Source organism: Chengkuizengella sediminis (assembly GCF_010078385.1).
In the GTDB taxonomy this organism is placed as follows: Bacteria; Bacillota; Bacilli; order Paenibacillales; family KCTC-33759; genus Chengkuizengella; species Chengkuizengella sediminis.
This window is the reverse complement of the sequence record NZ_SIJC01000004.1, coordinates 113,973-137,633: the sequence shown is the minus strand read 5'-3', so window position 1 is coordinate 137,633 and position 23,661 is coordinate 113,973. Positions and strand designations below refer to the sequence as shown.

At 33.6% G+C, this 23,661-nt stretch carries 25 protein-coding genes, 1 pseudogene and 1 riboswitch; of the genes and pseudogenes, 25 read left to right on the top strand and 1 reads right to left on the bottom strand.

All coding sequences use genetic code 11. The features are described from left to right. Positions 1–9 precede the first annotated feature (9 nt). The 24 genes and pseudogenes from EPK97_RS10020 (at position 10) to EPK97_RS09900 (ending at position 21,541) form a co-directional block, all read left to right on the top strand. Positions 10–213 carry a hypothetical protein gene (locus EPK97_RS10020; RefSeq protein ID WP_162036485.1) on the top strand — a complete coding sequence of 68 codons (204 nt, stop codon included), beginning with the start codon at positions 10–12 and terminating at the stop codon, positions 211–213. Positions 214–293: 80 nt separating this feature from the next. Then, entirely contained in the window at positions 294–1,043 is a 750-nt protein-coding gene (locus EPK97_RS10015) for a pre-toxin TG domain-containing protein (protein WP_162036484.1), read from the top strand. 13 nt (positions 1,044–1,056) lie between these two features. After that, positions 1,057–1,461, top strand: coding sequence for a DUF4279 domain-containing protein (locus tag EPK97_RS10010; RefSeq protein WP_162036483.1), 405 nt, complete (start codon positions 1,057–1,059; stop codon positions 1,459–1,461). A gap of 137 nt (positions 1,462–1,598) precedes the next feature. Then, positions 1,599–1,868 (top strand): RHS repeat domain-containing protein, encoded by a 270-nt coding sequence (locus tag EPK97_RS10005; protein WP_162036482.1) that lies wholly within the window; start codon positions 1,599–1,601, stop codon positions 1,866–1,868. A 119-nt stretch (positions 1,869–1,987) separates the two neighbouring features. Next, positions 1,988–4,039 carry an RHS repeat-associated core domain-containing protein gene (locus EPK97_RS22390; RefSeq protein WP_338075698.1) on the top strand — a complete coding sequence of 684 codons (2,052 nt, stop codon included), beginning with the start codon at positions 1,988–1,990 and terminating at the stop codon, positions 4,037–4,039. A gap of 15 nt (positions 4,040–4,054) precedes the next feature. Further along, positions 4,055–4,375 (top strand): DUF6572 domain-containing protein, encoded by a 321-nt coding sequence (locus EPK97_RS09990; RefSeq protein ID WP_240903770.1) that lies wholly within the window; start codon positions 4,055–4,057, stop codon positions 4,373–4,375. A 334-nt stretch (positions 4,376–4,709) separates the two neighbouring features. Further along, a complete protein-coding gene (locus tag EPK97_RS21805; RefSeq protein WP_240903769.1) occupies positions 4,710–5,501 on the top strand; it encodes a hypothetical protein in 792 nt (263 codons plus the stop codon). A 6-nt stretch (positions 5,502–5,507) separates the two neighbouring features. After that, entirely contained in the window at positions 5,508–5,786 is a 279-nt protein-coding gene (locus tag EPK97_RS09980; RefSeq protein ID WP_162036480.1) for a hypothetical protein, read from the top strand. A gap of 225 nt (positions 5,787–6,011) precedes the next feature. After that, complete coding sequence (locus EPK97_RS09975) at positions 6,012–6,254, top strand: hypothetical protein (protein ID WP_162036479.1); 243 nt, start codon at positions 6,012–6,014, stop codon at positions 6,252–6,254. 51 nt (positions 6,255–6,305) lie between these two features. Beyond that, the gene (locus tag EPK97_RS09970; RefSeq protein ID WP_162036478.1) at positions 6,306–6,611 is read left to right on the top strand and encodes a hypothetical protein; all 306 of its coding nucleotides are present in this window, start codon (positions 6,306–6,308) and stop codon (positions 6,609–6,611) included. Between the two features lie 108 nt (positions 6,612–6,719). Next, positions 6,720–6,914 (top strand): hypothetical protein, encoded by a 195-nt coding sequence (locus EPK97_RS09965; RefSeq protein WP_162036477.1) that lies wholly within the window; start codon positions 6,720–6,722, stop codon positions 6,912–6,914. Positions 6,915–7,569: 655 nt separating this feature from the next. Further along, positions 7,570–7,968, top strand: a complete 399-nt coding sequence (locus EPK97_RS09960) for an SMI1/KNR4 family protein (protein ID WP_162036476.1) — start codon at positions 7,570–7,572, stop codon at positions 7,966–7,968. A gap of 85 nt (positions 7,969–8,053) precedes the next feature. Continuing rightward, positions 8,054–8,245 (top strand): hypothetical protein, encoded by a 192-nt coding sequence (locus EPK97_RS21800; protein ID WP_338075697.1) that lies wholly within the window; start codon positions 8,054–8,056, stop codon positions 8,243–8,245. Continuing rightward, positions 8,214–8,709 (top strand): annotated as a pseudogene (locus EPK97_RS09950) (SMI1/KNR4 family protein). The gene EPK97_RS21800 and the pseudogene EPK97_RS09950 overlap by 32 nt, the downstream one beginning before the upstream one ends. Positions 8,710–8,879: 170 nt before the next feature. Continuing rightward, complete coding sequence (locus EPK97_RS22385) at positions 8,880–9,899, top strand: HEPN domain-containing protein (protein WP_162036475.1); 1,020 nt, start codon at positions 8,880–8,882, stop codon at positions 9,897–9,899. Positions 9,900–10,539: 640 nt separating this feature from the next. Continuing rightward, positions 10,540–10,947, top strand: a complete 408-nt coding sequence (locus EPK97_RS09940; protein ID WP_162036474.1) for a hypothetical protein — start codon at positions 10,540–10,542, stop codon at positions 10,945–10,947. A 438-nt stretch (positions 10,948–11,385) separates the two neighbouring features. Next, positions 11,386–11,820: an SMI1/KNR4 family protein gene (locus EPK97_RS09935; RefSeq protein WP_162036473.1), complete on the top strand. Its 435-nt coding sequence runs from the start codon at positions 11,386–11,388 to the stop codon at positions 11,818–11,820. 258 nt (positions 11,821–12,078) lie between these two features. Continuing rightward, on the top strand, positions 12,079–13,653 hold the full coding sequence (locus tag EPK97_RS09930; RefSeq protein WP_162036472.1) for a response regulator transcription factor: 1,575 nt from the start codon (positions 12,079–12,081) through the stop codon (positions 13,651–13,653). 35 nt (positions 13,654–13,688) lie between these two features. Then, complete coding sequence (locus EPK97_RS09925; RefSeq protein WP_338075687.1) at positions 13,689–15,470, top strand: sensor histidine kinase; 1,782 nt, start codon at positions 13,689–13,691, stop codon at positions 15,468–15,470. A 117-nt stretch (positions 15,471–15,587) separates the two neighbouring features. Then, positions 15,588–17,273, top strand: coding sequence for an extracellular solute-binding protein (locus tag EPK97_RS09920; protein WP_205690248.1), 1,686 nt, complete (start codon positions 15,588–15,590; stop codon positions 17,271–17,273). Between the two features lie 303 nt (positions 17,274–17,576). Beyond that, positions 17,577–17,682, top strand: a riboswitch (TPP riboswitch). A 108-nt stretch (positions 17,683–17,790) separates the two neighbouring features. Next, positions 17,791–18,477, top strand: a complete 687-nt coding sequence (tenA, locus tag EPK97_RS09915) for a thiaminase II (RefSeq protein ID WP_162036471.1) — start codon at positions 17,791–17,793, stop codon at positions 18,475–18,477. 50 nt (positions 18,478–18,527) lie between these two features. After that, positions 18,528–19,112, top strand: coding sequence for an ECF transporter S component (locus EPK97_RS09910; protein WP_162036470.1), 585 nt, complete (start codon positions 18,528–18,530; stop codon positions 19,110–19,112). Positions 19,113–19,244: 132 nt separating this feature from the next. Beyond that, on the top strand, positions 19,245–20,732 hold the full coding sequence (locus EPK97_RS09905; RefSeq protein ID WP_240903768.1) for an ABC transporter ATP-binding protein: 1,488 nt from the start codon (positions 19,245–19,247) through the stop codon (positions 20,730–20,732). A gap of 11 nt (positions 20,733–20,743) precedes the next feature. Continuing rightward, a complete protein-coding gene (locus EPK97_RS09900; protein WP_338075686.1) occupies positions 20,744–21,541 on the top strand; it encodes an energy-coupling factor transporter transmembrane component T family protein in 798 nt (265 codons plus the stop codon). 15 nt (positions 21,542–21,556) lie between these two features. Here the strand turns inward: EPK97_RS09900 and EPK97_RS09895 are convergent, their stop codons facing one another. Further along, a complete protein-coding gene (locus EPK97_RS09895) occupies positions 21,557–22,387 on the bottom strand; it encodes a hypothetical protein (RefSeq protein ID WP_170295504.1) in 831 nt (276 codons plus the stop codon). A gap of 157 nt (positions 22,388–22,544) precedes the next feature. Between EPK97_RS09895 and EPK97_RS09890 the strand changes: the two genes are divergently transcribed. Continuing rightward, entirely contained in the window at positions 22,545–23,486 is a 942-nt protein-coding gene (locus tag EPK97_RS09890) for a sugar-binding transcriptional regulator (RefSeq protein ID WP_162036468.1), read from the top strand. The last annotated feature ends 175 nt before the right edge of the window (positions 23,487–23,661 follow it).

The window sequence follows — 23,661 nt, the reverse complement described above, 5'->3', positions numbered from 1 at the left end:
GTAATGTATATGCCAAACAAAGAGGATATAGATAGAGCAAAAAAAATTGTTAGACAAGAGTTGAAAAAAATTAAACCAGAAGCATTTTCTAATGAAATAGAAAAATTTGCTAATGATGTTTTAGAAACTTGTTATTCTATTGGTGGATCATATGATGAATATACAATTCGTGAAGTTGCCAAAAAAATATTATCTGAAATTCACAAAGATTAATATAAATATAAGAATCGAGTTCTAATAGACTAACTTGATGGTCAAGCTAAATAGCTTGACCATTGTTTTGTAATGAAGACTTGCTATTAATAAGGACATCGTTCAAGGAAACTTTAGTAGTATCATTAAACAAGTATTTTATCAATGGAAATCCGATAAGTTATATTGATCCGTTTGGTTTAAGTCGAGATAGTGATGATGTTAGTTGGTATAAGAAAGCCACAAGTTTCGGAGCCGACTTTATCCCTGGTATAGGAACGGCTAAAGGTTTTCAGCAAGCTGCATCTGGATATGATTATATAACTGGAGAAAAATTATCTACTGCTGATCGATGGGCAGAGGGAGTAGGTACAGTTACTAGTGTAGTTCCTATTCCAGGGGCAAAACATGCAGGAAAGTATGCCACAAAAGGTGTCATCTGGGCTGGAGATAAAGCCATTACAGGGGTTAAGAAGCTATTTGGTTGGGGCAAGTCTGAGAAGATTGAGGCTCCTACTAGTCTACCTCAGCCTATGGCTGGAGATAATATTGATATTCAACTAGGTAAGGGGACGGGTAAAACTAACCCATATGATTTACTAGATGAGTATGATATACCGTCAACATTTGATGAACTTGACAGGGGAATTCTTGACAGCGGAAATTGGAAAATGGTCAAGAAAGATTTGAAACAAGTTAGAGATGCTGCTAAAGAAGTTGGTGTAGATACAACTGAATTTGGTAATTATATTCATGAAATTAAAGCGTATGAAGGTATGAAAGCTAATCAGAATTTCTCATATCAAGAACTACTTGATTTAGCAAAAGAACTTAAAGAAATCTTGAAGTAGAAAAGAGGTAGTTATGAAATCAATAGGAAGAATTGTATTTTCAATAAGAGAAGATGAACTGGACTTCAAAAAAGTAAGTTCTAATATCGGAATCAAACCTACAAAAACTATAAAAAAAGGACAAAAAATAACAAGTTCAAGAATAGCGAAATTTGATATCTGGAGATTCGAAAAAGAATATTCGACATTAGATAATATTTCTGAGGTATTAGAAGAGTTGATAGATGAATTGAATAAGAATAGAGAGTATGTTGTTTTGTTAAAAAACCAATATGAGTATGTCGGTATAACTTGTTATCTTGTAACTGATTTTGGACAAATAGGCATATCTATGTCAAGTAGTTCCATTGAGAAGCTTAATGCTCTAGGAATTGGAATTGATTTTGATATAATATCATATGGAAAAGTTGAAGACTAACTGTAATAATATTTAGTATCTGACAACATAACTCAGTACAAGAGCGATGGAATTGACAAAACCAAGTCATTCCATCGCATTTTAGTATTTTTAGGTATAAAATACTAACTGCATAATCTAAATTCTGTAGTCAAATAATGAAGCAATTGACAACGCAATATGATGCCGTTGGTAACCTGATTTCGCAAAAGGATGCAAAAGACAATCAGATCACATCGATTGTATATAACGATGGCTATCAACCGATTCAAACAACGGATGCACTAGGCAATACAACGACACAAGCCTATGACAAAAACGGACGGTTGACCACACTAACAGATCCGTTAGAAAATGTACAAACGTATCAATATGATGCGGTAAGTCAACTGGTACAAGTTGTAGACGCTATGGGCGGTATAAGTTAGCAATCCTTTGACTCTAAAGGTCAATTACTAGCATTCACTGATGCGAATGGCGTGCAAACCTCTTTTGAATATGATGCAGCAGGAAGATTAATTAAAGAGCGTTCGACAGTGGTGGTGGGATCACGTATCAATATGATGGTCGTGATCTATTAACCGAAAAGAAAAATGCGAGAGAACAAGTGACCACTTATGCGTACGATGAAGTCGGACGTTTAATCAAAACGAACACACCGGAATCGGAAGTGAGTCGAACTTATGATGACAATCACAATCTGCTTTCGGTGACAGATCAAGAGGGGATAACGATTACGAGAACGTATGATGCACTCGATCGTATTATCTCGTATGTCGATGAGAATGGAAACAAAATCGAATATCGATATGACGAAGTGGGCAATTTATCACAGCTTATTTATCCTGATGGAAAAACCGTTTCTTATACGTATGATGAAGCTGGGAATTTGAAAAGTGTGATGGACTGGGCCGGGAGAGTGACGAGTTATACTTATGATGAAAATAACAAACTCATTTCTACCGTTCGTCCAGATGGTTCAAAGGAAACGAGAACGTATGATGTAGCAGGGCAATTGATCAAGTTAAAAGATGAAACGAAAGATGGAAACATTATTCATCAAGAAGCCTTTACGTATGATGCATCCAGTAATGTGAAGACCGAAGGGGATAAAAACTATCTTTATGATGAATTAAACCGACTAACCCAAGCAGGCAATTTCTTAAATCCGTTCAATCCATCGAGTGTGAACTACCAATATGGATATGATATCGGTGGAAACATCCAAACGATTCAAGAAATAACCGATGGATCTACAGAAGAAACAAACATCACATACACGTCAGATAATCGAATAGAAACATATAAGGGTGAGAATGTACTCTACGATGCAGACGGCAATATGATTCAAGGTCCGTTACAAGGTACCATGCAGCAAATGGAATATGACTCCCAAAACCGTTTGATCCGTGCAGGAGATTTCACCTATACGTATAATGCCGAAGATATTCGGACTTCAATGACCCATACATTAACGAATGAGAAGGTCTATCAAGTTGTGAATCCTCATGCCGTTTACAGTCAATTGTTAATGGAAGTGGACGAAGAAGGGAATCCATTAACGTATTATGTATATGGATTAGGGCTAGTATCACAAGAAGATGTAAGTGGAAATTATAGTGTATATCATTATGACCGTAGAGGGAGTACCGTTGCTTTAACCAATGTAGATGGGAATACAACTGATCAATATGCATATTCACCGTATGGTGAACTGATTTATTCAGAGGGGACAACCAACCATCCATTCTTGTATAATGGAAGATATGGAGTGATGACAGACGAAAACGGTCTGTATTACATGCGGGCACGTTATTATAACCCTGAAATCAAACGATTTATTAATCGGGATGTCGTTCAAGGCAGCATTAGCAGCAGTTTATCCCTGAATAAATATGCTTATGTGAATGGGAACCCGATAAGTTATATTGATCCCTTTGGTTTAAGTCGAGATAGTGATGATGTTGGATTTTTCGGAACAGCTTGGAATATTACGAAAGTTACAGCCGATTTTCTTGTATTGGATGATGCTAAAACCTTAATAGATTCAGATGCTTCTTTCACTGCAAAGGTCATTGCAGGAGCAAGTCTCTTTCCAGCAGGTAAAGTATTAAAGTTAGGAAAGCTAGGAAAGGCAGCATCAGGTGTAAAAGCAACGAAAGAGTCTAGCACTAAAGTTATAAAACATAATGAGGCTCCTACTAGTCTATCTTATCCTATGGCAGGAGATAATATTGGTATTCAACTAGGTAAGGGGAAAACTCAACTACAAAAAAATAAGGCTGCTGGTGAGGCATGTGAAAAAGAACAGCTTAATAAAATGTTTGAAACTCATAGTGAAATTCAACCACAAATTACTATTAAAACTCAGAGTGGAGTAAGAACTAGAATCGATATGATTGGAAAAAATAAGCAAACAGGAAAATTAGAATGTGTAGAGTGCAAAGCATCTGCTACAGCACCATTAACAAAAAATCAAAAGAAAGCTTTTCCAGAGATTGGACAAACGGGAGGAATTGTAGTTGGGAAAGGAAAGCCTCCTTACATTGGAGGTACACAGATTCCTCCAACAAAGGTAGAAATTAAGCGAAAACAATAGTATGGAGGGAAGCGAATGTCAGTACAAAATATAAGAGAAGTGGATGCTATTGGAATTGATAATTTAACAGGATATGTTACCCTTGCGATCTTTGATAGTCTTGATTGGAATAATGAGGAAGAGCATCTACTTTTACTTCAAGAAAAGTTAAATATGTATTTAAGTTTTCTTGAAAGTGGAGAAGTGTATTCAGTATACGAACAAGCTAAAGGAAGAGATTTCGAAATTAAGATACACTTTAAAAACAATATACCACAGAGTTGCCGAGATTTTTTGAATAATGTCACAGAAGTGATTTCAAAAGCAGGTTTTCATCTCAATTACAAAGTTGGTTAGTAGCAATAGGAGATGTAATCATATGTCTAAAGATATAAACGATATTATTACGACCTGGTGTCGTGAGAATAGAATAAATCGGTGATTTTATATCAGCAGAAAAGAAGAGAAAGATAGCAACAGTTAAAAAATTTTTAAATAGATCTAAATAAAGTTTCATATAGAGTTTTCAACTACAAAAATCAATTTAAGTTTTTTTAAAAAGTATCATCCTCTTCTGGGATGGTACTTTCATCTTTAATCAAGGATTATGAATTCTTCTAAGTCACGTTACTATAATCCGAATTTGTTCAAGATTGCATTAGTAGCAGCTTATCACTGAATATACGCTTATGTGAATGGAAATCCGATAAGTTATATTGATCCGTTTGGTTTAAGTCGAGATAGTGATGATGTTGGATTCTTTTCAATAGCTGGAAATGCAATTGTGGGTGTAGGTGAAGGGATTTGGTCTACCGCTGAAGGACTTTGGGATGCAGCGTCGCATCCTATAGAGACAGGTAAAAATATCGGTTATGCTGCCTTACATCCGATCCAAACCGGTAAAGCTGTTTACAATAGTGGTGAACAGGCTTATCAAGCTTTTAAGGAAGCCGATGGGAATAAAAGATCAAATATGATTGGGTCGCTAATAGGTGGTAATATTGTACCTGTTGCAAAGATAAAACAAGTTTCCAGTGTTGCTAGCATTGCAAAAACAGCTAAAAATAATACTGTAGCACCTATTAGTATTAAGGAGGGAAGTAATCCCTTATATCGTAGAGAGGCTAATACAGGTCAGTTTAAGGATTTATCAATACCAATGCAATTGAGAGAAGTAGATAAGATTGCTTCAAAAGCAGGAGTTGGATTGGACGGTATCAAAATAAGGATTGTAAGGGATCCTGAATTAGTAGGAAAGGGATTATATGGATGGGCTGATCCCAAAGGAAAGGTAATAGAACTATATCCTGATGCTTTTACTGACTCTGAAAACTTGGTTAAAACCCTAGGTCATGAAAGAACTCATATATACCAAACTAAAACTTTTGGAGCACCTAATAGTGACACTCTTATAGATTTTGAAAAAGGTGCGTATGCTTCTGAAGAATTATGGTGGAAATATTATCAAATTAATGGGGGTTAATGCATTATGGGAGATTTTTCTACTTGGCTAAAATTGAGTGCTGATATTTCAAGTTCCACATGGACAAATTTCCAGTGTCCTGAATGTCAAAAAGAAACGGTTGATTTTCAATATGTTGGTGATACTGAAACTAGAATAGGGTATTTAGAAATATGGTGTGATTCTTGTTTGAAAGGTATCCATATTTCAAGAGTTAGAGTACCAGAATCAGCAAATTTGCTGTCATTTGAAGATAAAAACCTTATAGGAAATAGGATACCTGCTTTTAAGCAGGTTGTACGATAAAAATCTGATGAACTTGCTTATCTTATTGGTAGGCAAGTTTTTATATGGAAGTGGCTATTAGTGTTTCAAGAAAATCCAACAGTAATCAATTAATGATGGAACAACAACTTTTCCCTGAACAAATATGCTTATGTCAATGGAAATCCGATAAGTTATATTGATCCGTCTGGTTTAAGTCGAGATAGTAATGGTGTTGGATTCTTTTCAATAGCTGAAAATGCAATTGTGGGTGTAGGTGAAGGGATTTGGTCTACCGCTGAAGGACTTTGGGATGCAGCGTCGCATCCTATAGAGACAGGTAAAAATATCGGTTATGCTGCCTTACATCTGATCCAAACCGGTAAAGCTGCTTACAATAGTGGTGAACAGGCTTATCAAACTTTTAAGGAAGCCGATGGGAATAAAAGATCAAATATGATTGGATCGCTAATAGGTGGTAATATTGTACCTGTTGCAAAGATAAAATAAGTTTCCAAAGTTGGAGAAATTGCAAAAAAAGTTAAGAATAATAATGTAGGTATGGATAATAATCTTAATAGAATTAATAGTAACTCTGGCACTCCAATGGATTCTGTTAAATTCAATAGGATGAAATCTGCATTTGAAAAGCAAGGTGGACTAATTGTAAAAGAAGATGAAGCACTACCTCTCCTTAATTATCATGGAGTTGAGGCTTCTACATTAGATTCTAATACAATAGCATTTAGACCTAATCCTTCAACTTCCGCTGTATTTGAAGAATTTATTCACACTACACAATATAGAACCGATAGAGCAAATGGATCAAATATAGTTGAATGGAAATTGAGGCCAAGGAAAAGTTGATTAATTATAGAAAACAATATGGTATTCCTAATCAAGAGACGCGTGAAACAATACAGCAGTTAATACAATATAGAGATTTGCTTAAAGATTAATTTAGGTGGTGAATAAATGTTTTCAATTAATGTTGAAAAGTCAATGTTCTTAAAAAGTACTAATGTAGTCATCATTACTGGAAGAAAACAAGGAGAATTAAACAGTAACGTATTGGTTGAAGAGGAAGAAAGAAATGAAAGATATTTCGTTAAAAATGTGGTTTTTATGGAATACAAAAATCCCATGGAAAAAAATAACCTTAAATCTTGAACCGGGTGAATATACGGCAGAAGATTTAATTGGTAAAAGGCTGATTAGCATAGATTAATTATTCTGGTCTTGATTGAATTTTCGTCTCAATAACGGATACTTGAAGTTTTTAAATAGTGCTAAATGAAGTTTAAAACCCTGATTGTCATATACTACTAATTCAATCAAATAGTTTTTTACAAAGTATCATCCTCTTTTTGGGATGTTACTTTCATCTTTAATCAAGGGTTATGCAGAGAAGATTGAGGCTTCTGTTAAGGAAACAGTAGAAAGTGGTTCGTATAGGTAAAATTAGATTTACAGTACTTTGCGTCTGATAGGAAGAGCAAAAATGTAAAGCAAAGGGAATTTTCAGTACCGAATTGGGATGGAAATCCAAAAGATGGACCAAAGCCTGAGGGACCATTTAGATTACTTGAAGGAAAAGAATATCAAGATGCAAGAAAAGCAGCTAATAATGCTAATAGAGCAGATTCATCACTAAAAGGTAAACAAATTCATGAAATTCATCCAGTGAAATTTGGTGGAAGTCCTACAAATAAAGTGAATAAAATACCATTGACACCAAAAGAGCATGCTCAATATACCAATTGTTGGAATAATCTTATGCGTAATCTTAAGAAGTAACTAAAATCAATTGTAATGGGAGATAAATATGGATGAGCAAATAAAATCTATATTAAGCCAACTTGAACTTAATGAACCTGTATTAGACATAAATATTAAGAAAGTTGAAGAACAACTTAGAATTAAGTTTCCGCAAGAATATTATGAATTTTTATTAAATTCAAATGGTGGAGAGGGTTCAATTGGTGAATCTTATCTAGTAATGTGGAAAGTAGAAGATATAATAGAACTTAATGAAGCATATGGGGTTGAAGAATTTGCTCCAGGTCTATTAATAATTGGATCTGATGGTGGGGATACAGCATATTGTATTAGAAGTGAAAATAAATCATTTGTAAATGTTCCTTTCATCGGAATGGATTTAAGAGAAGTACAGGTTTGTGGTAATAATTTCGAAGAGTTTCTTAGCTATTTAAATAAAGAATAAAAATATGCATTTTTGACCTTGATTGGCTATGCCTTTCAAGGTTTTTCTATAATAAAAAAGGTTGTGGATGGAATTACAGAAATAAATAGGTAAAAAGATTGGAGGTAGAATTGATTGGATTAATATTACTCCTCAAGAGATACGATCATTAAGTGAAAGAATGTTTGATGCAGCAAATGTTCCTAAGTCATCACGACAAGATTATTATAGAGCTTTAAACAATATAATTATAGGGAGTAGTATAAATGTATATAAAAGGTTTGCTAGAAAAAATTAAAAATTTAGTACTTGTGTGGTACATCCTCCAAGTGGACTTCTTTTTATTGAAAGAGAATTAAGTTTGCCAAATGATATAACAGAGTTTTTTGAGTTGTGTGGAGGGGTTGAATTATTTAAGAACGCTGACTATCATATTAATATAGTATCTCCATAAGAATTTGTTTTAGCTAATCCATTAATAGTGGGTGATAGATGCGAAGAAGATATTTCATCGAACTGGTATATTATTGCGGATACAGGTAATAGTGACAGTGATTATTTATCAATAGACCTAGCATCTGAACGGTTAGGGAAATGCTACGATAGTTTTTTTGATAGACATGGTGTTGTAGGAGAATCTCAGATTATTGCTTTATCATTTATGGAGTTATTGCAGAAACTTGTTGATTATAAAGGGGAGTATTGGTATTGGTTAAAAGATAGTTTACATCATTAGGTGATGCTTATGATGATATAGAATAAGAACTTATTTAGACATATTTCATGACAATCACATCTTAGTTTGATATAATTGGGATCAAATTATATACATAAAGGAATTTAATAGATAAAGATGTTATTTAATGTAAAGAAAAATCATTACAATATGATAAGACGATGGTACTTAGAAACAACTTTTGGAGGTGCATGTTGTGCTTACAAAAATTCATCAAGTTGAAGTGTTACTTCCTATTTTACTCCCGTTTCAAAATGTAAAAGATTCTTTTGAAAGAACTATAAAGGTAGTTGATGAATTAGTAAGTGCACCTGTAGTATTTCCAATACAGTCAGAGTTTTTAAAATCTCATGAGATTATTGTTGAGTTTCAAATACTAGATAATGAAGATGAGCGAATAAAATTAATAGAAAAAAAAACACTGAGAAATCATATCTACATAATAGCTCAAGCTAACCTTGAGGTGAGTAATACTCCAATTGATGGAAAAGAAGAATTGAGCACATCTTCAGAACTTTTTACAGGACTTACTGTGGATCATTTTATTAAGAGAATGTATGATTTTATTATTTGTATAAACATTGCAAAAGTAGGGTCAATAGAAGTGAATTACGGTTTGACTTTCATAGATAAAGAAAAATATAAAATTACAAATATGATGATTAGTTTACTAGAGGAAGTATACTATTTTACAAAAAAAACTAAATGGCCACTGCTTGAAGAACTTGAAATAAGGTCTGTATGGGAATGGTTGGGTGAAAAAAAAGGATTTCTTGATGGTGTTGGTGGTACTCCAATTGAAAGAGCGTTAACAGCACTTTCTTATCTATTTGGTTCTAGTGATGAATCAAATAATGAAGGAATGGACTTATTTTATTCAATGATTGGATTAGAAGCACTTTATTGTTCAAGCAATAATGGTATCAAAGAACAATTGATAGAGAAGACACAAGTCTTCCTTGGAACTCAGAATGATTACAAAAAATTATTTAAGAGAATGTACGATTATAGATCAAAATTCATTCATGGTAGCCTAAATTTTCCCGGTAAGTATAATATATTTGATGCCGCAGAAGAGTTTGAACATTATATGAGTGAATATATTGATGTAATTTTAATGGCACAATCAGTGTTAATATCAACAATACAACAACTTTCAAAACGAAACATGAATTACCTTGATTTTAAATATTCTTTAGTAAATAAAAAATCGTGAAATAATCCACAAAATTTATATTCAAGCTTCTTGTGCGATTTCTTTTCCGCCCAGAGGTTTATGTAACTAATAATGGTAGTATCAAAACCGGAACTGAATCATACACTACAACTGATAGAGTAGATATTCCTAAAAAGATATCGTATAGTATTGATTCGCTTATACCTTAAATTGTACCTAAAAAATATTATGCATATGAGTTTAAGAAGGATCCTAGTATGGAGAATGCTATATTCTTATCTTTGAGATAAATTTAATAAATGTGGTGGTTGACTATATAAAAGGCAATCATGCAAACTTGTTGTCTTTTAAAGATGCCTGGTTAGCTGTTATTATTCCGATAAACCTAATAAATAACATAAGTTATATATCTTTTTTCATGTTTTTTACTTTAAAAAACATATATAACTATGATAAATAAGGATATAAAGCGATACATATAGCCCTCTCCCTTAAATCTTAATCATCTTCTCTCCATAATTTAATTAATGATTCATATACGTTGCTTTTGCTTCAAATGATTTTCTTTTTCAATGATTAATTCTATAATATTTTCGCACTATCTATGTTCAATAGGTTTTTTAGCCTTATTTTTATAATGGAGTAATAAAAAGTATAATAAATTTTGATAGGTGATATCTTGGAAAATGATAGAATACAACAATGGTTTGATGAAGGAAAAATTAGGAAAGCATTATTAGGTGAAGAGTCATTTAGAATACCAGATAACACTTACAGGGATTCCCATGATAGGATTTTAGTTATTACACAGCTAATGCATTGGATGGAAAAAAATAAGAGTAGAATTAATCCAATTAAATTTGAAAGCCTTGTGTTATCTTTAATAGAAGAGAACTTTGAGGAATCTATTGATTTACTATACTCTTACTTTATTTTTAATAAAAAGATTCCAATCAGTGTTGATTGTAAAACGATTGAAACGAATCTTAAAAATCAGGTTAACGCAAATGGGGATTTAATTGTAAATAGTGAACGAATCAGAAATAAAGTGGTAAGTCTCAGTTCTTATATGCCAAATATTTTATAAGTATTTAATGTTATAATAACTGGACCTAAACGTTTCCCACAAGTAATAAACTTATAAATCGAAAAATGAGGTGAAAGGCGAAAATAACTATTATTGGTTGTTTGCGCCTTTCAAGTTTTATTTAGCGACCCTAGTCAGATAGGTACAAGGTGAAAGTCCTTCCAGCAGTAGCTTATCACTGAATAAATACGCTTATGTTATATCTATCCCTTTGGTTTAAAAGTTGGTATAGGAAAGCTGGAAGTTTCAGGGCGGACTTTATTCCTAGTATAGGGACGAAAAATACTTCTTCAAGAAAACCTTGACTGGCTTAGGTCTTTCAAGGTTTTTTAAAATAGATTATAGACGATAGCAGCCTATATTACATTTAAGCACGTTACGATCACTCAGATTTTAAACATACTACCAGGAGAAGGGATTTAAAAGAAGGAAGAGATAGTGACAAGAGATGAAGTTGTAACTTTATTAGATAGTATTTTAGATAAAGAACTAGGAAATTTAGATACTCCTTCAGCTAGTGATTGGGTAAAAATAGAGGAAAAGTTTGGGTGTCAATTTCCAAAAAAATTTAAATATTTTATTGAATTAATGTCTGAATATGTCTTTCCAGGGGACATCTTAAATGTTTCTAGTGGTAGAACAAATGGAAATGACACTATTGAATTTACTTATGATTATGTAATGAAAGAGGGATTTTGGAAAGAAGATTTAATACCTTTTTACAGTATAGGGAATGGAGATTACTTTTGCCTCCCTTTAAAAGAATGCCCCAACTCAGGAGTTTACTATTATTTTCATGAAGAAAACAACATAGAAAAAGAAGCAGATAATATTGAAGAATGGTTAATTCAGTTACCAACCTTTTTAAGTTAATAGAATAACAAAAACCTTGATTGGCTTGTGCCTTTCAAGGTTTTTTAGTAGGAGAGTGCCAAATCGTTCTTTATTCAGAGATTAGAGATAATTCTTCTAAATAAAATTACTTACAAAATTAAACAATATACTTAAATAACTTAAAACAAATATTCAGTGTACTTTACTTTCTACTAGAAACGAATACACTAATGATATAGGCTTGTTTTTCACTCTATCATTATTGTGATAAAGTCACTCGGAAAGGGGACTTCACTCATGTATACTGTAATGATCGTAGATGATGAGATGTATGTTCGTAAAGGATTGAGAAATTTAATTGACTGGGAAAGCAACGGGTATATTGTAATTGATGAAGCAGAGGATGGTGAGGATGCGCTCTCGTTAATTCAAGAAATTAACCCTGATTTAGTAATTACAGATATTCGAATGCCAGTCATAGATGGTTTGCAGTTGATTCATAAAGTAAAGGAACTGAAAATGGAAACTAATTTTATCATCATTAGTGGGTATAATGATTTTGATTATGCCAAACAAGCAGTACGTTATGACGTGCATGATTATATCTTAAAACCGATTGATCAAGAAGAAATGACAAGAGCATTATTACGACTAGGAGATAAAATCAATCAAAGAACAACGTATATAAATAAAAATAATCATTTACTTTATAATCAAATGATGGATGGTTTGTTTCGAGGTGAATTTACCGAAGATGAACTATTACATTGGTCTAACAAAATACAGATGAACCCCTCTACAATTTATTATTATGCCTTCATTGAAGTAAACGACATCCATCATAGGAAAGATGATGTGACAACCCAAGTTGAGCAGATGAAAGAAAATATTCAAGTTTTTGTTACCTCCTCAAGAGCAATAAATCATTCTAATCCCATTTATTTGTACGAACATCATGGCAAGCTAGGTATGATTATTACCGATAATGAACTAGGTTATTATCAAGGTGATGTGAATCTATTTGCAGTGAAATTGAAACAAGTTTTGATGAAGGAACAAGATATAAACGTGTATATATACATTGGTAAACCTACAAACCTTCTATGCGAATTATCCATATCTTATCAGAGCGCAAAAGAAGTTTTGCAATATAAATATTTAAAAGATGAAACGCAAATCGTCACATTTAACGATGTGCAAAAACATTCATTAAAGTATACATTGCTAGATCTACCGTTATATCAATCATTATTAATGAAGGTTGAAGAGCAACATGAATCTGAAATCAGAGTCATTATAAATCAAATCTTTGAGGATTTTCGTATGAAATGTTATGCGGTGGAAGCGGTGAAAGCGTCTATACAGCAGTGTGTTCATGGATTGTTAGAAATAATACATAATATGAGTGGAGATGTAAAGCAAACTCAAACGATTGAACCTATTATTAGTTGGAATGATAACCCTCTTACATTAAATGAACTTCATCGTTTATTTAGTGATTTTATTATAGAGTGTAGGGCTGTAATTCATCAGTTGAGAATAGGGAACGTAAGAGGAGAGATTGAAAAAGTTAAACAATATGTAGAGAAGAATTATCATGAGAATCTAAAATTGAAGAAGATTGCAGAACGATTTTACATGAATCCAGTATACCTTGGGCAACTCTTCAAAAAAACATATGGCTTATATTTTAATGAGTATTTATTAGAGTTGAGAATTAGAGAAGCAAAGAAATTGTTACGTCAAACCGATCATAGAATCTATGAAATTGCTGAAAAGATAGGTTTTAATAATCCTGATTATTTCGTTACCCAGTTTGAAAAGATTGAGCATATTACACCGTCAGAATATCGAAGTAATCTAATAAAGTAAAAACGATTTATTTTTAAAAAAAGGGGATCGTAAGTGTGAATCTAGGTTTAGATCATATTCGTTTAAGAAATAAAATGTTAATCATTTTTTTCGTATCGGTGTTTACCCCTATCTTACTCACCAATATCATTTTTTATATTGTAACAACAAATCATGTAGAAGATTTAAGAATGAAAGATATTAATAAAAACATAGAACAAATGAAAAGTGAATTTCAGATAGAAGTAGAACATGCTATATCGCTATCTTCATTATTTTATACGGATTTTTGGATCAATAAAACTTTATCGTATTCTTACATAAACAATGAAGCGGAATATGTTGAAGCGTATAATTCCTATTTACGCAGAGTACTAAACAGCAGTTACACTCCAATTAATACATTAGTGAAGGAAATTACAATTTATGTAGACAATCCAACACTGCTTTATTCAGGAGGTGTGGAATTTATTTCTCCTGAGGTGGAGAAAGCAGAGTGGTATAAAAGAATAAAGAAAAGTACTTATTCTACCCCTATTCTAATTCGAACTGAATCATCCTTTGGAGAAAAGGACATCTTCAGCATTGTACGTAGAATGGATTATTATAGGGATCAAAATCATGTTGAGAAAGTACTAAAAATTGATTTGCGTCCACAAGCTATTGAGCAAATTTTCTCAAATTTAAATGTAGATGGCGATTTGTATTTAATAGAAAAGAGTAAGAGGAGCGTTGAATATACAACCCATCCGAATATGGAATGGCAATATACAGAAATTATATATGATCAATTTAATTTGCCTAAAGGGACCATCGTCATAAAAAAGGATTTTACAGATGATACTCTTCTTGGACAATGGAGTGTCATTGCAGAGATTCCAGATATAGAAGTGTTCAAGGAAGTGAAAGAATCTTCTAATTTTGTTATTTTATTAGCTAGTTTAATTATAATTCCACCAACGTTAGTTATTGTATGGATTACTAGATCTATTACTGTTAGACTCATGTTAATTTTAAAACATATCAATAAAGTGAAAACACAGAACTTTGAAATCATTCCTGATATTAAAGCACGTGATGAAATTGGTCAACTCTCAATTCAATTTAACCGAATGACATTAACTATAAAAAGTTTAATTGATGATGTGTATAAAGCTGACATTCAAAAGAAAAATTTAGAACTGCAGCAAAGACAAGCACAATTGAATGCGCTTCATAGTCAAATAAATCCACACTTTTTATTTAATGCATTGGAAACGATTCGTATGAGAAGTTTGATGAAAGATGAGAAGGAAACAGCCAATATTATTCAAAACATGGCCAAGATGTTAAGAACATCGTTAGTGTGGAAAATGGATAAGGTGACAGTAAAACAAGAACTAGAATTAATTTATTGTTTTTTAGAAATACAGAAATATAGATTCGAACAAAAACTAGACTATCATATTCAAATCGATGATGCGGCTTATGATTGTGCGATTCCCAAAATGACTTATTTAACGTTCATAGAGAATGCTAGTATTCATGGAATAGAACCTCTTAAACATGGGGGAAGGATTGATTTGAAAATCTCTATTGAAGAGAATGAATTAGTGTTTCTTTTGCAAGATAATGGGATGGGTATGAATAAAGAAAAACTTTCACAATTAAATCAATATATGCATTCCAAAAAAGACATGGGGGATCGGGTAGGTATTCAGAACGTGATCTACCGACTAAAGTTATATTACGAAGAACAATTTGAGATGGTCATTGCTAGCGAAGAAGGAAAAGGAACAAGAATTCAAATTCGATTGCCCATTGACAAAGAGATGAAAACCTTAAATGAACATTGTTGAATTACTATATATACTTTTTAAAGTTTTGTATAAAGTTTCATGGGTACTCCACAACTTAACAGAACAGCGTTATACAATGAAGTTGTAAACATTATGATTGAAAGGGGACTAGGTATTATGAAGGTGAAAGCGATTTATTTGTTTTTGGTCCTGATGTTGTTTATAGTTTTCATTGCTGCATGCTCAGAAAGTAGTAGTAATGAGCAAGTAAATAAAACAATATCAAATAATCAAGATGATAAAGAAACTTCAGAAGAGAATGTGACTTTTACATTATTTAATGCAGGGTCTGGATTTAGAGATTTGAACACCAATGAAACGGTGATAGGGAAAATACTAGAGGATCAAACTGGTGTTAACTTTGAAATGGAATTTTTGGTTGGAGACATCAATACAAAAGTTGGTACAATGATTGCGGCTAACGAATTTCCTGATGTTGTGATTCCAGATAGTGCCATTGATAAATTTTTAGATGCAGGGGCCTTTATTCCTTTAAATGATTTAATAGCTGAGCATGGACCGAACATACAAAGAGTTTATGGATCCTATTACGAGTTAATGAAGCAGGAAGATGGAAATATTTATTTCTTACCCTTTGAAGCTATAGTGGGTGAACGTGTTCCAAGTCCTAATGTTGATCAAAGTGCTTTCTGGATACAGCGTCGTGTTCTAAAGGAATTCGGCTATCCCAAAATAAAAACATTAGATCAGTATTTTCAATTAATAGAAGATTATGAAGTGATACATAAAGATGAAGATCTAACAGGATTTATTAGTTTAACACATGACTGGAGGTTTTTTGTTTTAGTAAACCCGGCGAATCATTTGGCTGGATTCCCAAATGATGGTGGGGTAATGGTTGACATGGAAACCTATGAAGCAACTGTTTACGCAGATAAGGAAGATTCTACTAAGCGTTGGCTTCAAAAATTAAATGAAATGAATGCCAAAGGGTTGTATGACAAATCTTCATTCGTTGACAACTATGATCAGTATCTAGCGAAAATTTCATCTGGAAAAATATTAGGATTTTTTGATTATGGTTGGCAGGTAAGACCAGCACTTCAACTTTTAGAGGAAACAGGTAATGATGATCTCCTTTATATGCCCATGCCTATAGTATTTGATGAGGATATTAAAGACCAATACGGTGACTCTCCAGGTTTCGTAGATAATCGTGGAATAGCCATTACTGTCAGTGCAGAAGGCCCTGCTAAAATCATCCAATATTTCGATAACTTTTTAACAGATGAAAATCAAATTTTGTCCAACTGGGGTATTGAAGGAGAAACATTTGAAATCGATGAGAATGGAAGATTTTATAAAACCAAGGAACAAATCGATCAAGAAACAGAAGAATTTAGGGAATCATTTGGTCTTAAATATTTTGAATACTTTTGGCCTCGTTACGGAACAGGTTCTTCTTTATCAGATGGAAATTCGGTTGCTCCTGGGTCTCAGGCGGAAGTCGTGCAATTAGGATATACAGAAGGTGATTTAAATTTACTCAAGCAATATGGTGTGAGAACCTTCGCAGAGCTGTTCTCAGACACAGATGAGAGACCTTGGTTCCCAGCATGGAGTGTTCAGGTGGAACAAGGTTCACCAGAGCAAATTTTTGGCACAAGATCGGATGAACTTCAGAGGAGATATTTCCCTAAGCTTGTGCTTTCTAACCCTAGTGAATTTGAAGATGTTTGGAATGAATATGTGACAGAATTTAGAAAACTTGATGTTGAGGGTTATGAGAATTTTATGACAGAAGAAATAAAGAAGAAGGTTGATCGCGCAAAAGGAAATTAAATTCATGATAATTGAATTACGATGTCTTTAAATGACATTTTCTACTTGAGACAGCTCTTTTTCAAAAATAGAAAAAGGAAAATATCGATAACTAGTACAAGGAGAGCTAAAAATGATAGAGGCAAAAACATACATTTATAAAAACTCTAGAGTATATCGTAAAAAGTGAATTAATTTTAGAATTTTAAAATCAAATAAGTGAACTTTACCACAGATTTGTTGGAATATAATTCATATAAGTTGGAAATCTTTTTCCTTGTTAAAATAAAAAAACTATAGTAATGTTGTATTTGAATTTAATACCGTAACCACTAGGGGTGCAAATGATATTTGCTGAGAGGGGCATTTAGCCTTAACCCTTGTACCTGATCTAGCTAATACTAGCGTAGGGAAGTGGATGGATGAATTGCAATATCTTAGGTGCAAATTTGTCTTAATCCCACTCTACAGCAGAGTGGTTTTTTTATATTTTAAGGCTTTACTGTTACTGGGGTACTTAAGAAAGGCGGGAAAAGAGATGAAATTTACTGAGCAGATAAGAAAAGAAGCGGATGCTATTTGGCAGGCGAGTTTTAAACATCCATTTGTTAAAGGGATTGCTGACGGAACATTATCACTGGATCGTTTTCGTTATTATGTATTACAAGACTCATATTATTTAAGTCATTTTGCTAGAGTCCAATCCATAGCAGCTTCACAAGCGGATGATTTACATACGGTTAGTCGTATGGCATCCCATGCTATTGGAACGAATGAAGCAGAGTTATCACTTCATAAAGCGTTTTTTGTTCAGTTAGATATAACTGAAGAAGAAAAAGAAAACTTCAAACCAGCACCCACGGCTTATGCATATATATCACATATGTACCGTGCAGCTCATACTGGTCATATCGGAGACACGATTGCTGCTTTGTTGCCATGTTATTGGTTGTACTATGAAATTGGCGAAAAGCTCATAGGTTCAACACCGAAGGAACCTATTTATCAGGAATGGATTGCAACCTATGGTGGAGACTGGTTCCGTGAATTAGTTGAAGAGGTCATTCAGTTAGTGGACAATATCGCTGAAAAAGTAACTGAATCAGATCGAGAACGAATGAAAGAGCACTTTATTTTAAGCAGTCAATATGAGTTGATGTTCTGGGAGATGGCTTATCAAAAAGAGACATGGCCAGTTATCATCGAACAAAACGAATTAGGTTAGATAGTCGAACTACAATTCGGGTAGAATAATATAACTAGGAGATGAATGGAATGAGTAGTAAAGGTTTAAAGTTAACAGATATTTTAGTTACAATAGTCATTGCTGTTGTATTTGGTATTGTTTATAGAGTATGGGGATCAGTTTATGATTTTTTTGCTTTACCTGGATTACATTTAGAACAATTATCTTATGGTATGTGGTATATTGCTGCAACGGTTGCTTTTCTAATTATTCGTAAACCGGGTGTGGCCATCATTGCCGAAATGGCAGCTGCTACTGCTGAAATGGTAATGGCATCACAATATGGGGTAGATACACTGATTTACGGATTTGTTCAAGGTTTGGCTGTAGAGCTAGTACTGCTGGCAACATTATACAAACGCAGCGGTCTGATCGTGATGTCCATTGCTGGTGCCGCAGCAGCAGCTTCATCTTTTATCATCGATTACTTTAAAGGATATCTTGCTGATCTTACGGCTTGGAATTTAACTTTGCAAATTGTATTGAGAGTGATTAGTGGAATTATCATTACAGGTGTATTTGCTTATTATCTTGTAAAAGCTTTGGAAAGAACAGGTATAACCAATTTGGTTCGTCCTGCGTCAAAAGAAGATTATGATGCATTGGATAAGTAATTTTGTCCATGTATATCTTATTAAACATCGGTAAGTCAGATGGTCACGTGATACGATCTGATTTACCGATCTGTCTATAGAAGTATGGGATATTGAATGCAACAAATAGTCATATTGAATGAGGTGTCTATATTGTCACAGATCGTTGCAGGAGTGGAAAAGCTGCGCTTAAAATTTACTGGGAGCTCATCTTTGTTGTTTAAAGACGTCTCCTCTTTGATTTATGCAGGGGAGAAGGTTCTTATATTAGGTCCCTCTGGGTGCGGGAAATCTACCTTATTACAAATATTATCGGGACTCATTCCTCATTCTATTGAGGCACCAATGAAAGCAGAGAGTGTGACAGTTCCACGTTCTTGGGGATATGTGTTTCAAGACCCGGACACCCAATATTGCATGCCATATGTAGATGAGGAAATAGCCTTTGTATTGGAGAATCTACGTGTTCCACGTCATGAGATGCCTGCCTTAATACGTAAATATGTTGAAATGGTAGGACTGGCTATTGAGGATATGCATACGTCGATTCAATCGTTATCGGGTGGAATGAAACAAAGGTTGTCCATTGCATCCGTGATGGCATTGCAGCCGGAGGTTCTTTTTTTAGATGAACCTACAGCTATGCTTGACCCCGAAGGCACAGAACAAGTATGGGAAACGATTAAAGAGGTCGCTCAAGATCAAACTGTTTTGATCGTTGAGCATAAGATCGAACATGTACTGGATTTTATAGAACGGATTATACTGTTTAATGAACAGGGTGAAATTATTGCAGACGGTCCTAAAGACCAAATTTTATCTGCCCATAAACAGCAGTTAATTGCACAAGGGATTTGGTATCCTGGTGTTTGGGAAGATTACGTTCATCGAGCGCAAAGGCAATCATATATCGATCTGCAGCATAAATATCATCAAAATGAGTGGATGCTTTCTATATCCGACTTCAAAGGGTTTCGCGGAAATGACATAAAGCTTCATGTTGAACAAGCACAGTTATTTCCTGGAGAATGGATTGCTATTGTCGGAAAAAATGGGGCAGGCAAAAGCACTTTACTTCACTCTTTAATGCAGCTAATAAAAACAACAGGTGAGTATATGATCGAAAAGCAACCGATTGTAGAGATCGATAAATTGACGGATCATCTCACGTTCGTTTTTCAGAATCCTGAATTTCAATTTGTTACGAATTCAGTTTATGATGAAATTGCTTATTCCTTAAGAATAGATGAGATGGGTGAACAGCAAATTGAGGAAATAGTAAACCGCTTGATAGCGCAGTTTCGTTTGCTAGGGCAAACAGAACAGCACCCATATCAACTTTCGATGGGTCAAAAACGCAGGCTTAGCGTTGCGGCTGCAATTGTTAAGGAGCAGAAAATCATCCTGTTGGATGAACCTACTTTCGGTCAGGATGCTAAAAATACATTTGCAATTCTGGAATTAATTGAACATTGGCGTAAACAAGGGACTATAGTACTTATGGCCACACATAGTATGGAGGTTGTTCAATATTTTTCCAACAGAGTATGGTTAATAGAAAATGGGAAATTAGAATTTGACGGCACTTCTGCACAGTATAGAGAGAAATATTTGCAACAACCACTATTAAACAGTAGGTAGGAGGACTTAAAGTGCTTGATCTAAGCTATAAGGAAACTTGGTTGCATAGAACGAATCCTAGTTTTAAATTTATAGTGATGATAGCGTTATTTATCTATGTGTTGTTTATTCATAATCTCAACTTAATGGTAAATATTACGATTTTGACATTACTATTGTATTTATTGTTTTCAGGACATTCTTTCAAACTATTGCTGCTCATCTCCATCCCCTTAGTTTTAATCTTTGTTTCGTCAGCAACCTCTATGGTTTTTTTTGGTAAGGGTGAAACGACTTGGTTTAAATGGGGTTTGATTCATGTTACGGAGGAAAGCTTCTATAGAGGGATTCATATTGGTCTGCGTGCATTAACTTACGCAGGACTTGGCATTGCGTTTTCACTCACTACTCGTCCCGTATATTTGTTTTATTCCTTAATGCAGCAACTTAAGCTTCCCCCTAAATATGCATATAGCTTTTTGGCTGCATTACGAATGCTTCCCATTATGGTCGAGGAGTTCCAAACGATTCGTTATGCGCTGAAGGTTCGGGGTATGCGGCATAAACGAGGCATTAAAGGTATTTATGGAAAGCTTCGCTCCTATGCTATTCCTTTATTAGCTCAAAGCATTCGGCGTGCACACCGAGTAGCGGTAGCTATGGAAGCGAAACGATTTTCACAAGTGAAAAATCGTACATATTATTATAAAATTACTTTTTCAAGGTTTGATATTTTATTTTTACTTTATTTTATAGTTATGCTTTCTGCTGCATATTTCTTGAGTGAGCAATTACCTTATTTTCCAATTATAGATGTGAGGTATGAGTAATACAATGGAAAAAAGTTAATTTTTCATACCTCTATTTCGAGTAAAGCTTTTTTCTGAATTCCCAGTGTGTAGTTGCCACATATGCCAGAATAAATATGGGACAATTAAAATGAAGTTAATTAGCCCCCATGTATGTAACACATCTGTATTAAACCAGGAAGATGCATCCATTGTCATAGGGAATACGTCAAAAGTAGCTCTTAAAACTAGGTGTGCGGCTAATGTATACACTCGAGCAGTGATATATAATTCTGGACGTTTTTTTATAATAGGGTATATTTCTGCTGCTAATAAAATGGTCAATGAACTTGCGAAATAGACAGGGCTTTCTGCATAAACAAAACAGGCATTCCATGAGGTATAAAGGAAATTCCAAGATGCGGTTGTATAAGCAATTAAATCCCCATATTTTGATGTAGTGATTTTCCAAAATTTTGGAGCAAAGGGGATGGTGACACAGAGAAGTAATCCAGTTAAAGCATTAAAATTGTTTCCCATTGTTGCATCTTTTATCGTTGCTTCTAAAATATTAAGAAATAAGATAGCGTAAAAGAACCATAGAAACTGTTCTGATTTTAGGAAGTTCCATATTTTTCCCTTTTTATCTTCATAAACAGCGATACGAGAAAAACCCACAATAATCGTTGGTACTAGAACACTTAAAATTTTAGCCCATCGAAACCATCCCTCAACACCACCAATCATCCAAAGAGGAAAAGTAAACAACATAGCAATCCAAAAATAGGCTGAGAGTTTGTAATGTCTTCGAAAAAAAGAGATGATAAACATTAGAATTCCAAAGTAAATTGGCATTGAAATGACGTGCGGCCAAATTGCAATATTCATATACATTACCTCAAAGTTTCATAATAATAAAAAGCTAGGTAGTTGTATTATCTTTAAGTTTCCATGGGTTTATTCATACTAGTGTAAAAACATGAAATGAAATTAATTTCAATTTTTGTTAAAATAAATAGGAGTGAATTTGTTAGTAGGTGATTTAATGGATAAAGAAAAACTTATAAAAATGATTGAAGTCTCCAAATTATATTATTTATTAGACTATAACCAAAACGATATTGCTAAGAAATTAGGAATTTCGAGACCAACAGTTTCGAGGCTTCTTCAGCAAGCAAAACAAGAAGGAATTGTTGAAATAAAAATTATAGATCCAACGGAAGATATTGAGAATTTGTCCGAAACACTTGAACAAAAGTTCAATCTTAAAAAAGCAATTGTGACTCATGTTCCTCAATACGAAGATGGGATAATTAAAACCTATTTAGGTGAAAAAGCAGCATCTTATTTGCATGAAATTGTTAAAGACGATGACATCATCGGTGTGACATGGGGCACTACGATGCATCATGTAGCCGTTGAACTAAAGCAGGAAGCATTGAAAAATGTGAAAGTTGTCCAATTAAAAGGTAGTGTTAGCCACTCAGAGACGAATACGTATGCAAATGAGATTTTATATCTTTTCGGGAAGGCGTTTGAAACTTCTCCTATTCACTTGCCATTACCAGCTATTGTAGATCATATCGTTGTAAAACAAGCAATGGAAGCGGATAGACATATTAACAAAATTTTAGAATTAGGAAAACAATCCAATATAGCACTATATACTATTGGACCGATTAAGTCTGAGTCTTTGTTATTTAAACTCGGTTACTTCACAGATGAAGACTTAGAAATGATATATTCAAAAGCAGTAGGGGATATTTGCTCTAAGTTTTTTGATAAGGATGGAGAGATCTGCAGCAAAGAATTAAACGCTAGAACACTCGGTATTGAGTTGGAAGAATTAAAGAAAAAAGAATATTCTATATTAGTTGCTGGTGGGGCTCAAAAAGTGGAAGGGATTTACGGAGCGCTCAAAGGTGGTTTTACAAATGTTCTTGTAACAGATCAATTTACGGCTCAATTCCTAATTGATAAGAAATAAAGATTTTGATAACAAAGCGTATTAAAAAAAGGGATATCTCATTCTAATTCAACCTTACAGCTTAAAAGCTGTGAGGTTATTTTTGCATTTTAATTTGATTGGAAATATATTCTTTTACAAATGTTCATTTATATATTTACAAAATTTCATATTCTGTTATAATTCTGTTTGTAGA

Bases quoted from the DNA above. Each gene is read 5' to 3' on its own strand.
- EPK97_RS10010 (WP_162036483.1), top strand. From the start codon at position 1,057: ATGAAATCAATAGGAAGAATTGTATTTTCAATAAGAGAAGATGAACTG.
- EPK97_RS09970 (WP_162036478.1), top strand. From the start codon at position 6,306: ATGGATAATAATCTTAATAGAATTAATAGTAACTCTGGCACTCCAATG.
- EPK97_RS09895 (WP_170295504.1), bottom strand. From the start codon at position 22,387: ATGAATATTGCAATTTGGCCGCACGTCATTTCAATGCCAATTTACTTT.
- EPK97_RS10020 (WP_162036485.1), top strand. From the start codon at position 10: ATGCCAAACAAAGAGGATATAGATAGAGCAAAAAAAATTGTTAGACAA.
- tenA (WP_162036471.1), top strand. From the start codon at position 17,791: ATGAAATTTACTGAGCAGATAAGAAAAGAAGCGGATGCTATTTGGCAG.
- EPK97_RS10005 (WP_162036482.1), top strand. From the start codon at position 1,599: ATGAAGCAATTGACAACGCAATATGATGCCGTTGGTAACCTGATTTCG.
- EPK97_RS09990 (WP_240903770.1), top strand. From the start codon at position 4,055: ATGTCAGTACAAAATATAAGAGAAGTGGATGCTATTGGAATTGATAAT.
- EPK97_RS09930 (WP_162036472.1), top strand. From the start codon at position 12,079: ATGTATACTGTAATGATCGTAGATGATGAGATGTATGTTCGTAAAGGA.
- EPK97_RS09920 (WP_205690248.1), top strand. From the start codon at position 15,588: ATGAAGGTGAAAGCGATTTATTTGTTTTTGGTCCTGATGTTGTTTATA.
- EPK97_RS09980 (WP_162036480.1), top strand. From the start codon at position 5,508: ATGGGAGATTTTTCTACTTGGCTAAAATTGAGTGCTGATATTTCAAGT.
- EPK97_RS09960 (WP_162036476.1), top strand. From the start codon at position 7,570: ATGGATGAGCAAATAAAATCTATATTAAGCCAACTTGAACTTAATGAA.
- EPK97_RS09890 (WP_162036468.1), top strand. From the start codon at position 22,545: ATGGATAAAGAAAAACTTATAAAAATGATTGAAGTCTCCAAATTATAT.
- EPK97_RS09910 (WP_162036470.1), top strand. From the start codon at position 18,528: ATGAGTAGTAAAGGTTTAAAGTTAACAGATATTTTAGTTACAATAGTC.
- EPK97_RS09965 (WP_162036477.1), top strand. From the start codon at position 6,720: ATGTTTTCAATTAATGTTGAAAAGTCAATGTTCTTAAAAAGTACTAAT.